Annotated in this window: 11 protein-coding genes; all 11 read left to right on the top strand. The window is 36.2% G+C overall.

Annotation, left to right across the window (positions count from 1 at the left end; all coding sequences use genetic code 11):
* Positions 1 to 204: 204 nt before the first annotated feature.
* The gene (locus ACPWTF_RS01970) at positions 205 to 894 is read left to right on the top strand and encodes a DUF3826 domain-containing protein (RefSeq protein ID WP_427874174.1); all 690 of its coding nucleotides are present in this window, start codon (positions 205 to 207) and stop codon (positions 892 to 894) included.
* 84 nt (positions 895 to 978) lie between these two features.
* The gene (locus ACPWTF_RS01965; RefSeq protein ID WP_427874173.1) at positions 979 to 1,971 is read left to right on the top strand and encodes a pectate lyase family protein; all 993 of its coding nucleotides are present in this window, start codon (positions 979 to 981) and stop codon (positions 1,969 to 1,971) included.
* Between the two features lie 4 nt (positions 1,972 to 1,975).
* Positions 1,976 to 2,644 (top strand): thrombospondin type 3 repeat-containing protein, encoded by a 669-nt coding sequence (locus ACPWTF_RS01960; RefSeq protein ID WP_427874172.1) that lies wholly within the window; start codon positions 1,976 to 1,978, stop codon positions 2,642 to 2,644.
* Positions 2,645 to 2,943: 299 nt separating this feature from the next.
* Positions 2,944 to 6,096, top strand: coding sequence for a DUF6298 domain-containing protein (locus ACPWTF_RS01955; protein ID WP_427874171.1), 3,153 nt, complete (start codon positions 2,944 to 2,946; stop codon positions 6,094 to 6,096).
* A 259-nt stretch (positions 6,097 to 6,355) separates the two neighbouring features.
* The gene (locus ACPWTF_RS01950; protein WP_427874170.1) at positions 6,356 to 7,759 is read left to right on the top strand and encodes a glycoside hydrolase family 140 protein; all 1,404 of its coding nucleotides are present in this window, start codon (positions 6,356 to 6,358) and stop codon (positions 7,757 to 7,759) included.
* Positions 7,760 to 7,990: 231 nt separating this feature from the next.
* A complete protein-coding gene (locus ACPWTF_RS01945) occupies positions 7,991 to 9,559 on the top strand; it encodes a glycoside hydrolase family 28 protein (RefSeq protein ID WP_427874169.1) in 1,569 nt (522 codons plus the stop codon).
* 61 nt (positions 9,560 to 9,620) lie between these two features.
* Positions 9,621 to 10,301, top strand: coding sequence for a glycoside hydrolase family 43 protein (locus tag ACPWTF_RS01940; protein ID WP_427874168.1), 681 nt, complete (start codon positions 9,621 to 9,623; stop codon positions 10,299 to 10,301).
* Between the two features lie 47 nt (positions 10,302 to 10,348).
* Positions 10,349 to 10,540: a hypothetical protein gene (locus ACPWTF_RS01935; protein WP_427874167.1), complete on the top strand. Its 192-nt coding sequence runs from the start codon at positions 10,349 to 10,351 to the stop codon at positions 10,538 to 10,540.
* A gap of 133 nt (positions 10,541 to 10,673) precedes the next feature.
* A complete protein-coding gene (locus tag ACPWTF_RS01930; protein WP_427874166.1) occupies positions 10,674 to 12,539 on the top strand; it encodes a six-hairpin glycosidase in 1,866 nt (621 codons plus the stop codon).
* A 161-nt stretch (positions 12,540 to 12,700) separates the two neighbouring features.
* On the top strand, positions 12,701 to 15,481 hold the full coding sequence (locus ACPWTF_RS01925) for a glycoside hydrolase family 78 protein (protein WP_427874165.1): 2,781 nt from the start codon (positions 12,701 to 12,703) through the stop codon (positions 15,479 to 15,481).
* Positions 15,482 to 15,708: 227 nt separating this feature from the next.
* Positions 15,709 to 17,127 carry an acetylxylan esterase gene (locus ACPWTF_RS01920; protein WP_427874164.1) on the top strand — a complete coding sequence of 473 codons (1,419 nt, stop codon included), beginning with the start codon at positions 15,709 to 15,711 and terminating at the stop codon, positions 17,125 to 17,127.
* Positions 17,128 to 17,134: the final 7 nt, after the last annotated feature.

The following is a 17,134-nucleotide window of genomic DNA, read 5'->3' as shown; positions in this document are numbered from 1 at the left end:
TAGGACAACGTCCTATGTATAGAATAATGAAAGAAAAAAGCCCTGAAAGGGCGAAAGCAATTAATTAAATATAGACAAAGGCTTGCGCCCTTTCAGGGCTCTGTCTACATGATTTGTGAGTCATAGGATTTTATCCTATGGTGTTGCTTAAAGGCCGTTGGCCTTATGATTGAGTTAAAAAAAATAACTAAAAAAAGAAAGACAATGGCACTAAATAGAATAAATGCTGGTTTATTATCGTTGGTTTTTGCATTTTCAAGTTTAAATGCACAACAGCATTTAGATCCTGAATATGTAAAGGTTACCAATGAAAGAGCGGCAAAAATCGTTACCAAATTAGATTTGAAAAACGAAGCAAAAGAGAAAGCAGTTTCAAATATTATCGCACAGCAATTCAGAGATTTGACTGAAATTCAGGATGGAAGAGATGCTGAAATCAAAAAAGTAAAGGAAGATACTTCTTTAGCAAAAGAAAAGCAAAACGAGAAAATTGATAAACTGAAAGCAAAAGCTGACGAATCAATTGCAAAACTGCATAAATCTTACATCAAAAAATTAAGTAAAGAATTATCGGAAGATAAAATCACTGAAGTAAAAGACGGAATGACTTATGGCGTGCTTCCTATCACAGTTGCAGGTTACAATGATATGCTTCCAAATTTAACAGCAGAACAAAAAGACTACATCTACAAAGCTTTAGTTGAAGCTAGAGAACATGCAATGGATGCCGGTTCATCTAAAGAAAAACACGGCTGGTTTGGTAAATACAAAGGAAGAATTAACAACTATTTATCAAAACAAGGTTATGATTTAAACAAAGAAAGTGCCGACTGGCATAAGCGTATAGAAGAAAGAGAGAAGAGTAAAACAAAAGATTCTACTGCAAAAGAATAATCTCTTAAAAACTAACTACTATTAACTACACCACAGAATTCAATGCAAAATATTTTTCCCAACCATACTTTAAAGAGAACATTTATGGCGTTGTCATTTTGTTCTCTTGTATCATCGGCATATGCGCAATATCCTGTAATTCCAAAACCTGTTCAAGAAAAAGCAGATGCTATTTTAGCTGACGAAGAAAAAAGACTGAGCGAAATTTGGAATGCTAATCTTCACATCATCAAAGAAGAGGCAAAACAAGGAAAACCGTATTTGCCTTGGGCATCTTATCCAAAAGATTTTGTTTTGGCAGATATTCCTGCTTTTCCAGGTGCTGAAGGCGGTGGCGCATATACACAAGGAGGTCGTGGCGGAAAAATATTTGTAGTTACGAGTTTAGAAGATAGCGGAAAAGGAACTTTCCGTGAAGCTTGCGAAGCAGTTGGGGCGAGAACAATAGTTTTCAACGTTTCCGGAATTATTCAATTGAAAAAAAGAATCAGCATGCGTGCGCCTTACGTGACCATTGCTGGGCAAACAGCTCCAGGTGACGGAATTTGCATTGCTGGAGAAACTTTAGAAATTGATACTCATGACGTTATTATTCGTCATATGCGTTTTAGACGTGGTGCAACTGAGGTAACAAGAAGAGATGACGCTTTGGGTGGAAATCCAATGGGAAATATTATTGTAGATCACTGTTCGGTAAGCTGGGGATTAGACGAAAATATTTCTTTATACAGACATCAATTTGCAGCTAATGCAAAATCAAAACTGGAAAAATTACCAGCTTGTAATATCACGATTCAAAACACTATTTCATCAGAAGGTTTGGATACTTATAATCATGCTTTCGGAAGTACAATTGGCGGATTAAATAGTACTTTTATGCGCAATTTATGGGCTGACAACATTTCTAGAAATGCTTCTATCGGAATGTATGGCGACTTTAATTTTGTGAATAACGTAGTATTCAATTGGTGGAATCGTACGTTGGACGGCGGTGATTATCGTTCGATGTTAAACATCATCAACAACTATTTCAAACCTGGTCCGAATAACGCCACAAAACGAACCTATTTCGCATAGAATTGTGAAACCGGAATCAGGTTATATTGAACCAAAACAATACGGAAGAGCTTATGTTTCAGGAAACTTTATTGTTGGTTCTCCTGAAGTTACAGCTGATAACTGGAATGGCGGAGTACAATTAGAAAACCTTCCAGAAGCAGAAACAAAAGAATTTTTAGCAGCTATCAAACAGCCAAAACCTTTCTCGATGCCAAAATTCAATATCATGTCGGCAGAAGAAGCTTATGATTTTGTTTTAACGAATGTTGGAGCTACAATTCCGAAAAGAGATGCTGTTGACGAAAGAATTATCAAGCAGGTTAAAACTGGAAAAATCGAAGTTAAAGATGGTTTAGAAAATTCAATTGGAAAAGAATATATCAAAAGAAGATTACCTGCAGACTCTTATAAAAAAGGAATTATAACACATCCTGACCAAGTTGGCGGATATCCGACTTACAAAGGAAAAGCCTATAAAGATTCTGATAATGACGGAATTCCAGATGCTTGGGAGAAGAAATTTGGTTTAAATCCAAATGATGCTTCAGACGCTAATAAAGACTCAAACGGAGACGGATATACGAACATCGAAAAATATTTTAACGGAATCGATCCAAAGGGCAAAACAGATTGGACCAAAATCGAAAATAATACGGATACTTTGGCGAAGCTGAAATCATTATTACAATAGTTAAGTATTCTCAACGCAAACCTGACAGGTTTTTAAAACCTGTCAGGTTTAATAACACAAAGAATATCCATCTAGTTTGTCATTTCGACGAAGGAGACCCGAGCGATAGCGAATAGGCGAAGCAAATCTCCACAAGAAACTCCGTAAAGTATATCAATCTTTGTCGATTTAGCAACGAAGATTTCTCCTTCGTCGAAATGACAAGATTGTGGAAATTTAAAATATAAAGACAAACCTAAAAATTATATGAGCATATATTACTCATATGGTTTAATTTTAAAGTCTAAAAAAATAATAAGGTGAATTTTATCCATTTAAAAAATACAATCTCCCTTCAAAAAGATAAAATAGTTTTGTCTGGTTTGGCGATGCTTTTCAGTATAAACATCACAGCCCAAAACAATTTCCCAGATATCATCAAAACCAAAGAAGGAAAACTTTCTTTTACAGCAGATAATCAAGGAAATCAAATCCCTGATTTTTCTTTTGCAGGATACAGAAACTCAGAAGTTGCCATTCCGAATCTAGACAACAAAATTTTTGTTTCTATACAAGATGAAGATGCAACGCAGAAAATCCAAAACGCAATTGATTATGTCAGTGCATTAAAACCTGACAAATCAGGATTTCGTGGAGCAGTTTTGTTAGACAAAGGAATTTTCAAAATCAGCGGAACTTTATACATTAGAAAATCAGGAGTAGTTTTAAGAGGAAGCGGAAATTCCGAAAACGGAACCGTACTTTTAGGAACAGGTTTAGAAAGAGAAGCTTTAATTAGAATTTTAGGTGTAAATGATAAAGTGTATAAAGATTCATTTGAATTCGCTAACGCATACACACCACTTGGAACTCAGAAAATCCAATTAAAAAATACTTCAAAATTAAAGGTTGGAGACGAAATTGAAATCAGCAAACCTTTAACGGATAATTTCATTAAAGAAGTAAACATGCAGGATTTCGGTGGAGAAACTTCATGGATTGGCTGGAAAAAAGGAGACTGGATTACCACTTGGAATCGTGTCGTTACCAAAATTAACGGAAACGAAGTAACTGTAAATGCTCCAATCACAATGTCTTTGGATGATGTTTTCGGAACTTCAAAATTAACCGTTTATTCATGGCAAGGAAGAACTGAAAATAACGGAATTGAAAATATCTTAATAAAATCAACCTACAATCCTTCAAATTTAAAAGACGAAGAACATAGATGGCAGGGAATAAGCATTGAAAACACTAGAAATGCTTGGGTAAAACAAGTGAATTTCAAACATTTTGCAGGTGGAGCCGTTACTGTTTTAAAAACAAGTCAGCAAATTACGGTTGAAGATTGTATCGCTACAGAACCAATTTCAGAAATCGCTTCATTCAGAAGACATACGTTTTATACCGAAGGTCAGCAGACTTTGTTCCAACGTTGTTATTCAGAATTTGGATATCATGATTTCGCTGTAGGCGGATTCGGAACAACTGGTCCAAATGCGTTTGTTCAGTGCGAATCACATTTACCATTCGAAAACAGCGGTGCAATCGGAAGCTGGGCAACAGGAGTTTTATTTGACATTGCCAATATCGACGGAAAAGCACTAAGTTATAATAACAGAGAACAAGGCGGAAGAGGAGCAGGATGGACAGCTGCGAATTCTGTAATCTGGGAATCATCGGCATCAAAAGTAGAATGTTATAGTCCGCCAACAGCACAAAACTGGGCTTTTGGAGTTTGGGGACAATTTGGAGGAAACGGACATTGGAAAAACGTAAATGAACATATCAGTCCAAGAAGTTTATTCTACACACAACTTGAAGCCAGATTAGGAAAACTTCCAATTCAGCCTTTTATCTATGATTTAGGTTCAGAAGCTTCTTCAAGTCCAAGTATCGAAGTCGCTGCAGAACTGACTAAAAACGCTGCTACAACGGCAAAAAGTTTACAAGAATTGATTGCAGAAGCTTCAAAAGCAAATCCGATTAATACAGATAGTAAAGGTTTAAAAAATGCAAACGATTTAAAAGTTGCTTCAAATAAAACAGAAAAATCAGATTCAAAAGTAACAACTCAAAATGGCTGGTTAACTTTTGAAGGAAAAGTAATTGCCGGAAAACAAACCAATGTCGCATGGTGGAGAGGCGATTTAACCGATGATTTCGTAAACAAATCAACACCACACATTACTCGTTTTGTACCTGGAAGAACTGGAAACGGATTGACCGATAAAGTACAGGAAACAGTAGATTATTTAACTAAAAACAATATCGTTGCTTTAGAACACAATTATGGTTTGTGGTATGACAGAAGAATGGACGATCACGAACGTGTTCGCCGAATCGACGCTGATGTATGGCCACCATTTTACGAACAGCCTTTTGCCAGAAGCGGACAAGATCTAGCTTGGGATCATTTGAGTAAATACGATTTAACAAAATTCAACGATTGGTATTGGAGCCGTTTAGCGCAGTTTGCAACGCTGGCAGAACCAAACGGACAATTGTTAATCAATCAGCAATATTTTCAGCATAATATTTTAGAAGCCGGAGCGCATTGGGCAAGTTCACCTTGGCGTTCAGCAAATAATATCAACAGTACAGGATTTCCTGAGCCACCGCCTTACGCAGGAGACAAACGTATTTTTATGGCAGAGCAGTTTTATGATATTACGAATGCTCAAAGAAGAAAATTACACGAAGGTTTCATCAGAAAATCATTTGAAAACTTTCAAGAAAACAGCAACGTAATTCAGTTAACAAGCGCCGAATATACAGGTCCGCTTCATTTTATGGAATTCTGGCTAGACCAAGCCCAAAAGTGGAAAGACGAAACACGCAAAAAAGGTTTAGTTGGTTTAAGCGCCACAAAAGACGTTCAGGATGCTATTTTAAATGATACTAAAAGAAATAAAACCGTTGATGTAATCGACATTCGTTATTGGTATTACAAAGAAGATGGTTCGGCTTATGCTCCACAAGGAGGCGTAAATTTAGCGCCAAGACAACACGCCAGAAAACTAAAAACTGGAAAAGAAACCGACAATCAAGTTTATCGCGCCGTTCGTGAATACAGAGAAAAATATCCGGATAAAGTCGTTTTATATTCAACAGATGGTTCGTCAAGATTTGGATGGCCAGCTTTAATGGCGGGAGCTTCCTTGCCAAACATTCCAAAAATCGAATTATCACAGTTTTATGCCGCTTTAAGCGAAATGAAATTAGTTGACGGAAATACGTTTTCAGACAATTTTTGGAAGTTAGAAAACAAAGGAAAAAGCTATCTTTTTTACTTGAAAAACGACCAAGATATCACAATCGATTTAGCAAACGAAAAAGGAACATTTGAAGTATTTGCAATCAACGCAACAACAGGAAATATAACGAAAAAAGCCAACATCAGCGGAGGAAAACAAGTGACAATTCCACAAGTTGAAATAAAAGAAAAAGTGCTTTTTATAGTGAAAAAATAAAAGTTTAATAGCCACGAATTCACGAATTAATTTTGAGAAGAATTAATCTGATTAATTACCCAAATCTGCAAGAGAAAAATTTCACGCAGATTTTAAAAAGATTTAAGCAGATTCAGCAGATTTTTTAAAATTCTGATCTGCGCAAATCAGCTAAAATCAGCAAAATCTGCGTGAAATAAAACATAAAGATTATAAAAAGAATAATTCGTGAATTCGTGGCAAACAAACCTAAAAAACATAAATTCAAAAACAAACCAAAATGAATCTGAAAATTAAATCTTTATACGCTCTTTGTATAAGCTTTATGTTTACAGCACAAAGCGGATTTTCGCAATCTGCCAAAACAAAAGCATCTCTGCCTCAAATCAAAGTATCTAAAAATCAGCATTATTTTGTTACCGAAAACGAAAAACCATTTTTCTGGTTGGGCGACACAGGCTGGCTGGCATTCGGGAAACTAGACAGAGCAGGAGTAGAGAAATATTTCAAAGACAGAAAAGACAAAGGATTTAATGTCGTTCAGGTAATGGTTTTGCACAACATCAATGCCGTTAACGTGTATGGTGATACCGCTTTAATTAACGAAGACGTTTCAAAACCTTTGCTTACAGCGGGAAATGATTTCAAAGATGCAAAGCAATACGATTACTGGGATCATGTAGATTACACTTTAGACGTGGCTCAGAAAAATGGAATTTATTTAGCCATGGTTCCAGTTTGGGGAACCAACGTTTCAAAAGGAAATAAAGTAAGCAAAGAACAGGCAATTGAATATGCCCAGTTCTTAGCTAACCGATATAAAAACAGAACCAACGTAATTTGGTTAAACGGAGGAGATACTCACGGGAACGAATTTCAGGACATCTGGAATGCTATCGGAAACACTTTAAAAACAAATAATCCAAATCAGTTAGTGACTTTCCACCCGTTTGGAAGAACCGATTCTTCAGAGAATTTCCACAACGAAAAATGGCTGGATTTCAATATGTTCCAGTCCGGACACAGAAGATACGATCAGGATTCATCAAAAACGAATTTCAAAGAAGACAATTACAAATTCGTTCTAAGAGATTTCGAATTAAAACCAACAAAACCAGCACTTGACGGAGAACCATCTTATGAAGGAATTCCACATGGTTTACACGATACTCTACAGCCAAAATGGACAGCAAGCGATGTTCGCCGTTACGGATATTGGTCGGTTTTATCAGGTGGTGCAGGTTATACGTACGGACACAACGCTGTAATGCAGATGTTCAGAAAAGGCGACAAACCAGCTTACGGAAACAAAGAATTATGGACATCGGCCATCAATGCACCTGGAGCAAAACAAATGGTTTATATTAAGAAATTAATGGAAGAATTACCATTTTTAGAAGGAACTCCAGATGTTTCTTTAGTGGTGAATCAAGGTGAGAAATACGATTATATTCCAGCGATAAGAGGCGAAAAATACGCTTTATTATACACTTACAATGGAAGAATAATAGAAGTAAAACTAGGAAAAATTTCAGGAGATAAATTCGAAGCAACTTGGTACAATCCAAGAAATGGAAAGAAAACTAAAATCGGAACATTTGATAATAAAGGAACTCAAAACTTTCAACCAGAAGGTAAAAGAGAAGATGGCAATGATTGGATTTTGATTTTGAGATCGAAATAAGAATAGTCTAGAATTGTCTTCCTGAGCGAAGTCGAAGGAACGCAACGATTGAACATATTATTTGATATTGCATGCGTCCTTCGACTTCGCTTAGGGTGACAAAAATGAGAATAAAATATTTCACGCAGATTTAAAATGATTTAAGCAGATTCTGCAGATATTTTAAAATATAAATCTGCGTTGATCTGCCATCCCGATAGCTATCGGGAGCGTGAAACCAAAAACACAACTATGAAAAATATACTAATAACACTCTGCTTCATTCTCGGATTAAACACCACTTTCGCAAACGACGGCTGGTTGAATATCTTAAAAGAAGGCGGAAACAACAAAGGAATAAAATGTACTCAAGCCATTCAAAATGCCATTGAAAAAGCATCTAAAAACGGCGGAGGAACGATCTTTTTTCCTGCTGGAGAATATTTAACAGGAGCTCTTACATTAAGAAGCAATATCACGATTCATCTAGATTCAGGAGCGCTTTTGAAATTTTCAGAAAATTTTGATGATTTTCTGCCATACGTGGAAATGCGTTACGAAGGAATTGTAATGAAGAGTTTCCAACCTTTATTTTATGCAAAAGACGTTGAAAATATTACCATAACAGGAAGAGGCATAATAGACGGACAAGGAAAAGCGTGGTGGAATGAAGTATACCGAATTGAAACTGCAAAAGAGCCTTTGCCACCAACAAAATACCAAACCATGTGGGAAGAGCAAAATAAAGGCCTTTACACAGAACCCTATTACAAAAGAACGGTTGACAAGAAATTCTTCAGACCTTCTTTCTTTCAGGCTTACAACTGCAAAAATATTTTAATCGAAGGTGTTACCTTTCAAAATTCACCTTTCTGGACAATTAACCCAGAATTCTGTGATAATGTAACCGTAACTGGAATTTCGATTTTTAATCCACATTCGCCAAATACAGATGGGATTAATCCTTCTTCGTGTACCAATGTACATATTTCAAACTGCCATATCAGCGTTGGAGACGATTGTATTACCATCAAATCAGGAAGAGACGGCGACGGACGTAAATACGGAAAAGCAACAGAAAACGTAACCATTACAAACTGTACAATGCTTAGCGGTCACGGTGGAGTGGTTATTGGTAGCGAAATGTCGGGTGGAATCAAAAAAATCACAATATCCAACTGTGTTTTTGACGGAACAGATCGCGGAATCCGTATCAAGTCAGCTCGCGGAAGAGGCGGAGTTGTAGAAGATATTCGCGTCGATAATATCGTCATGAAAAATATCAAAGAAGAAGCTATCGTTTTGAGTCTTTTCTACGATAAAGGAACTCAGGTTGAACCTGTAACCGAAAAAACGCCAATTTTCAGGAACATCCACATGAGCAATATTACGGCTTCAAACGTAAACAAAGCTGGACAGATTCTGGGAATTACCGAAATGCCAATTCAAAACATCACTTTCTCAAACATCAATATGGACGGAAAAGAAGGTTTTACAGTAAGTACGGCCACAGATCTAGAATTTCATGATGTAAAAGTAAATTCAACCGTTGGTTCTTCTTTCAAAATTTCCGATTCAAAAAATATCATTTTAGATAATGTTGGATCTTCAACAGCTATAAAAGGAGTTCCGGTTATTAAATTAGATAATGTTTCGAATGCGTTAATCAACAATAATTTTCCATTCAACCCAACCGATATTTTTATTGAAGCCGATGGAAAAGACACTAAAAATATTTTCCTGAAAAATAATGTTTTAAACAACGTTACAACGAAAATCAAAAAAGGCGCTTCTTTAGATAAAAAAGCAATTACAGAATAAAAATCGGTGAGCCCACTTTGTCAAAGTTTCAAACTTTAACAAAGTTTAAACGGAACATAACATGAAAAAAATATTCATCATAGTAATCCTTTCACTTTTTGCCATAACTTATGGACAGAAAAAGAAAGATTTATATCTTTTTACGTCGTTTAGAGAGCCTGCAACTGAAGGTCTATATTTGGCGTACAGCGAAGACGGTTATAACTGGAAAGGATTAGAAGGATCGTTTTTAAAACCCGAAATCGGAGCCAGCAAAATCATGCGTGATCCGTCCATCACAAAAGGTGCAGACGGAACCTATCACATGGTTTGGACAACGGATTGGAAAGGTGGAAATGGTTTTGGTTACGCAAGTTCAAAAGACTTAATTCATTGGTCAGAACAACAATATATTCCAGTCATGAAGAACGAACCAGAAGTTGTAAATGTTTGGGCACCGGAAATTTTTTATGATGATGTCAAAAAAGAATACATTATTATCTGGGCATCTACAATTCCGTTTAGATATTCAAAAGGAGTGGAAGAAGAGAAAAACAACCACAGAATGTATTATGTAACGACAAAAGATTTCAAAACTTTTTCGGATACAAAATTATATTACGATCCAGGTTTCAGCGTAATTGACTGTGTGATTGTCAAAAAAGGAAAGAAAGATTATGTTTTGGTTTTGAAAGACAACACAAGACCCATGCGAAACATAAAAGTAGCCTTCGGAAAATCGCCTTTAGGTTCCGTTCAATAAAAGTTCTGAGCCTTTAACCGAATATTTATCAGAAGGTCCAGACGGTAGTGAAAGTCAGTAAAAATTGGCTTTTGTATTATGACAATTATGGTTCAAAAAATTATAAAGCATTAAGTACAACAGATTTTGTTCATTTTGAAGATGTATCATCCAAAATAAGCCTTCCAGAAGGACACAAACACGGAACGATAACAACAATCTCTGCGGACGTTTTAAAGGGATTAATTGAAAAGAAATAGATAGAAAAATTTCACGCAGATTTAAAATGATTAAAGCAGATGAGGCAGATTTTATTTTAATCAAAAGCAGATCAAAAAATCTGCTTACATCAGCTAAAATCTGCTAAATCTGCGTGAAACAAAAAAATATAAAATGATTACTTTCCAAAAAATAAAAACCAACATCATAACCACAGCCACAATCGTATTGGCTTGCACGGCTGTAAATGCACAAAACGACACTGTGCGTTATGTTGGCAAAACACTTTCAAACATCGATTACCATCACGGACAGTTGAGTCCAGCAGTTGGAGTCCACGCTACGCAAATCATGCGTGCCAGCCGTGAACATCCTGAAAAAGCGGATGGTTTTGGATGGACGTACAACCATCAGCCGATGATGGCGTATTGGAATAATACTTTTTATCTGCATTATTTAAGTGATCCATCAGGCGAACATATTCCGCCGAGTCAGACTTTATTAATGACTTCAAAAGATGGCGTAATGTGGACAAAACCAGAAGTAATTTTTCCAATCTATAGAATTCCTGACGGATGGAAAAAAGAAGGCGTTGAAGGCGTTGCCAAAAATCTGGATGCGATTATGCACCAGAGAATGGGCTTTTATACATCAAAAGACAACCGACTTTTTGCTTTAGCGTATTACGGAATCGCAATGGATGAAAAGGACGATCCAAACGACGGAAAAGGAATTGGACGCGTAATCCGTGAAATCAAGAAAGACGGAAGTTTTGGCGAAATTTATTTCATTAGATACAATAAAACTTGGGACAAATCGAAATCAAAATTCCCATTTTATACCACATCAAAAGACAAAGGTTTGAAAAAAGCCTGCGAAGAAATTTTATCAGAACCATTGGTTTTACAGCAATGGGTTGAAGAAGCCGATCGTGACGATGAATTGATTCCGTTACAGAAACCGTACAAAGCCTTTAGTTATTACCATTTACCAAACGGAAATGTAGTAGGTTTATGGAAACACGCTTTAACTTCGATCAGTAGAGACGGCGGAAAATCTTGGGATTATATGCCATTACGTGCGCCAGGATTTGTAAACAGCAATGCTAAAATCTGGGGACAAAAAACATCAGACAATCGTTATGCGACGCTTTATAATCCGTCAGAATATCGCTGGCCTTTGGCAATTTCAACAAGCGATGATGGACTGAATTATAAAGATTTATTATTGGTTCACGGAGAAGTAAGTCCGATGCGTTATGGCGGAAATTACAAATCGGCAGGTCCGCAATACGTTCGTGGAATCACAGAAAAGAATGGAACTCCGCCAGACGGAAAAATTTGGGTTGGTTATAGTGTAAATAAAGAGGATATTTGGGTGGCATCTATTCCTGTTCCTGTAACTTCAGAGGTTAAAGAACAAGCAAATGATGTATTCAATGCACTTCCAGATGGAGAAGAATTGAAATTATGGAATACGTACGATCTTTCGTGGGCATCAACAAAAATTGAAAAGAAAGCTGATGGTAAAAAATGGCTGACGTTAAGAGATCAGGATTATTTTGATTATTCACGTGCCGAAAGAGTAATACCATTTACAGCAAAATTGGAAGCCGTTTTCACCGTAAAACCAGAACAAAACAATCATGGTTTATTGCAGGTCGAGTTCCAAAATAAACAAGGTTTGCCATCGGTAAGATTGATTTTTGATTCGGATGGAGAATTAAAGGTAAAAAATGGTGCGCGTTTGAGTTCGGTTACAAAATACGAAGCAAACAAAGCGTATACAATCACAGTTAAATTAGATGCTAAAAACCGTCAGTACACTATAAAAGTAAACGATGGAAAAGAATCAACGAAGATATTTTATGCGCCAACAGACGGTTTCGAGCGAATTATGTTTCGTACAGGAGAACAGAGACATTCGCCAAATCCAGACACAGCGCCAGACACAGACGATTACGACGATCTGCCTCAAACCGGAAAATTAATCCCAGAAGCAGTATTCAATATCGAGTCATTGATAACTAAAAAGTTGTAAAAAGTTGAAATAGCCACGAATTCACGAATTATTTTTATAATCAATTACGTAGTTTTTGTGATAAATTAATCGAATTAAACTTTCGGTAAAAATTAGAGAAATAAAACGCAAAGAATAATTAGAGAAAATTCGTGAATTCGTGGCGAAAAAAAAGTATAAAAGTGAAGTTTTTTAAAAGCATATTATTAGCCGTTTGTCTTCTAGTAACTGTAGTTTCTAAAGGACAAATTTTACCTGTACGTTTAACAACAGAAATGGCTGAAAACCCATTAGCAGTTGTGGAGAATCAGCCCAAATTAAGTTGGCAATTAGTTTCAAAAGAATCTGATGCGTCACAAGTCGCTTATTTAATTTTAGTAGCTTCCTCCGAAGAAAAACTAAATAATGATGATGGAGATATTTGGAATACGGGAAGAGTTAATACCGACAAAAACCTGCATATTGTTTATAATGGAAAACCATTAAAAAGCGAAAACAAATATTTCTGGAAAGTGAAAGTTTGGAATCAGTCAGGGAAAGTTTCAAAATGGAGCAAAACAGCTTCGTTCAGAACTGCTCCATTAGAATCAGATTTAAATCCGACTTGGATTGGTGCTATTACCAAAGCCGACAGCCATTTGCCAGAAGGAAGAAATTATCACACAGCCACTTTCAATAGAGAAAAAAAGAACTCGTTTATCAACGCTTCCGATTCCTTGGCACGAAGAAGTGTAATGTTGCGTAAACCTTTCGAAGTTGAAAAAGCAGTCAAAGAAGCTGTCGTTTATATTTCAGGTTTAGGACATTATGAATTGACTATCAACGGAAAAAAAGTGGGTAACAGCCAGTTTGCACCTCTGTGGACAGATTATGATAAAACGGTTAATTATAATGTTTACGAGTTAAGCGCAAAAGAATTTCAAAAAGGCGATAACGTAATTGGTGTTTTGTTAGGAAACGGAATGTATAATACTTTGGCCGAACGATATACTAAATTCTTCGTGAGTTTTGGTTCACCGACTTTATTCTTCAAAATGAAAATTAAGTATAATGATGGTTCAGAAGAAATTATAAAATCAGATAGAACTTGGAAATACAGCAAAAGTCCTATTACCTATAACAGCATTTTTGGAGGAGAAGATTACAATGCCAATCTAGAACAAAAAGGTTGGAACAGAAAAGGTTTCAAAGATAGAGATTGGAAAAAAGTGATCATTCAGGAAGCGCCAAAAGGAATTTTGAGACCGCAGACCGCACCTCCAGTTACGATTCAGAAACAATACGAAGTTAAAACCGTAAAAGAGCTGAAACCAAATTTCTATGTTTTTGATATGGGACAGAATCTTTCAGGATTTCCAACGATCAAAGTAAAAGGAAAAAGAGGACAAACGATTCGTGTTTGGGTTGCTGAAGGTTTAAATGAAGAAGGCACAATTGCTCAGGGAAGATCAGGAAAACCATACTATTACGATTATACTTTAAAAGGAGATGGAGTTGAAGAATGGACGCCAAAATTCAGTTTCTACGGTTATCAATATGTTCAAATTGAAAACATCAATTATAAAGAAGCTAAAAACAAAGAGCTTCCAACTTTAGTTGATTTAAAATCGAATTTCATTTACAATTCGGCGGGAGAAGCGGGAAGTTTCGCTTGTTCGAATGAGATTTTTAATAAAACGCACGAGCTGATAAGCAATTCAATCAAAAGTAATTTCCAAAGTGTTTTTACCGATTGCCCGCAACGTGAAAAGTTAGGCTGGCTGGAAGAAATTCAGTTGAATGGTCCGGGTTTAATGTTCAATTATAACTTACAGACTTTCCTTCCTGCAACCATGCAGAATATTTCTGATTCCCAAAGAGAAAATGGTTTAATTCCGACAATTGTTCCTGAATATGTCATTTTTGGAGGTGATTTTACCGATTCTCCAGAATGGGGAGTCACAGGTGTAATTCTGCCTTGGATGTATTATGAATATTACGGAGATGCTTCATTATTAGAGAAATATTTTCCTGTAATGAAGAATTATGTAGATTATTTAGGAACGAAAGCGACAAACCATATTGTTTCGCACGGATTAGGCGATTGGTACGATTACGGAACGCATCCGGCAGGATATTCTAAAAATAGTCCGATTGCGCTTTCTGCGACTTCGCACTATTATTACGGAGCTTATTTAGTGGCAAAAGCATCAAAATTATTGGGTAAAACGGAAGATTTTGAAAAATACAATGTATTGGCTTCAGAGATTAAGACCGCTTTCAACAAGGAATTTTTCAACGAAGAAACCAAACAGTACGGAACAAGTAGTCAGTTTAGCAATGCCGTTCCTATATTTATGGATATCGTAGAACCACAGTATAAAGAGGCAGTAATGCAGAATTTATTAGCCGATATCAAAGAAAAAGGAGATCGTTTAACAACGGGAGATGTCGGAAATCGTTACTTATTCCAGACTTTGGCAAGAAATGGCGAAAACGAAACGATGTACAGAATGCACAATCATTACGATGCTCCGGGTTATGGTTTTCAGATTAAATTTGGCTTGACGACTTTAACGGAGCAATGGGATCCGACAAAAGGAAATTCTTGGAATCACTTTATGTTAGGTCAGATTGAGGAATGGTTTTACCAAAGTTTAGGTGGAATTATGTCTGATCCTGAAAAACCGGGTTTCAAACATTTTTTTATTCAGCCAGAAGTAGTTGGCGATATGACTTTCGCAAAAGCGGATTATCAATCGGTTTACGGAAAAATTGCTTCTTCTTGGGAAAAGAAAGATGGCAAATTTATTTTGACGGTTCAAATTCCGGTGAATACAACAGGGACAGTAAAATTGCCAGTTGCTAAAAAATCAGAAATAAAAATTGATAATAAAAAAGTTAGAGCAGGTTATAACGAAAAAGATAAGAAACCGATGTTAGAACTTGGTTCAGGAATTTATACAATCGAATGCCAATTGTAGTTATGAGTTATGAGTTATGAGTTATGAGTTATGAGTTATGAGTTATGAATTGTAATTAAACTCGAAAAAAAACAGAAAAAATTAATTGCCTCCTGCTTTAGCTGGAGGTTCAAAATAATACAAGTCACAGGGCTTTAGCCAAATAACTAAGTTCGGCTAAAGCCAATTTTAGAAATCAATTTGTTTTCCTCCAGCTAAAGCAGGAGGCAAATCAAAAAAATGTAATAATGAAAAAAATAAAATACATATTCTTAGTTTCCATTTTTGCTTTGACATTTGCCAATGCGCAAAGCACTTCTGATACTAATTTTAGAAAACCAGTGTCAGAGACTTTAAAGAAAATAGAGACTCTTTTTAATGTCACAATCAACGATGATAGAGGTTTATTAAAAGGAAAAGAACTGGATTATGCCGACTGGAGAATTGAACCTGGAAATCTGCCACTTTCGCTGACTAATATTCTAGCGCCGTTTGAATTGATGTATTTCAAACAACCCGATGGAACCTACATCATACGCAAGTATGAAAACCATAAAGTTTCGGTAGATAAAGGAAAAGAACGTTTGTTCTATTTAGAAAGCCTTTATTCGACTAAAGAAGAATGGGAAAAACGTAAAACGGAGTTAAAAGCTTGTATGATTGAATCATTTGGATTAGAAAAGGCGCCCCCAACACCAAAATCTAAACCACTTTTAACTCCAAAAAGAATTTACAAAGATTATAGTGTCGAAAATATTGCATTGGAAATTCTGCCAGGCGTTTATGCAACTGGTTCGATTTACAAACCGTATCCGTTTAATAAAAAGGTAGCTGTAATTATTACTCCTGACGGACATTTCGGAGATGGAAGATATAGAAAAGACGAGCAGTACCGTTGTGCAATGATGGCTAAAATGGGCGCAATTGTTGTAGGCTATGATTTATTTGCTTGGGGGGAATCATTATTGCAATTTCCTGAAGAAACGCATAGAAATAGTATTGCATCGACAGTTCAATTGCTTACAGGAATTCGTTTATTAGACTATTTAGCAACGGTAAAGAATGCTGATATGTCGAGAGTTGGTGTTACAGGTGGTTCTGGCGGTGGTTCGCATACCATGTTTTTAGCAGCAATTGATGACAGAGTGAAAGTTTCAGCACCAGTTGTAATGGTTTCTTCTCACTTTTCAGGCGGTTGTCCATGCGAAAGCGGTCGTGGCATTCACTTATGCGGAAACGGAACAAACAATGCCGAAATCTCAGCAATGATGGCTCCAAAGCCACAACTAATTGTTTCTGATGGAAAAGACTGGACATTAGCAGTTCCGGAATTGGAATTTCCTTTTATCCAAAGAACCTATGAATTATATGGAAAGAAAGATTTAGTCGAAAATGCTCATTTTGCAAAAGAAGGACATGATTTCGGAATCTCGAAACGTATGGCGTTGTATCCGTTTATGGCAAAATATTTAAATCTTGATTTGAATAAAGTAAAGAACGAAAAGGGCGAAATCGACGAATCGAGTTGTGTAATTGAATCTTATGACAAATTATATGTTTTTGGAAACAAAGCTGAAAATCTGCCAAAAAACGCACTGAAAGACATTAACAAATTATATGAAATGTTCGGAGAAAAAAATCTGAAAGTTTACGAAGTTAAAAAGTGATAGCCAC

This window comes from Flavobacterium sp. MMS24-S5 (assembly GCF_050320125.1).
GTDB lineage: Bacteria > Bacteroidota > Bacteroidia > Flavobacteriales > Flavobacteriaceae > Flavobacterium > Flavobacterium tyrosinilyticum.
The sequence above is the reverse complement of the archived record's forward strand: the minus strand, read 5'-3'. Positions and strand labels throughout refer to the sequence as shown.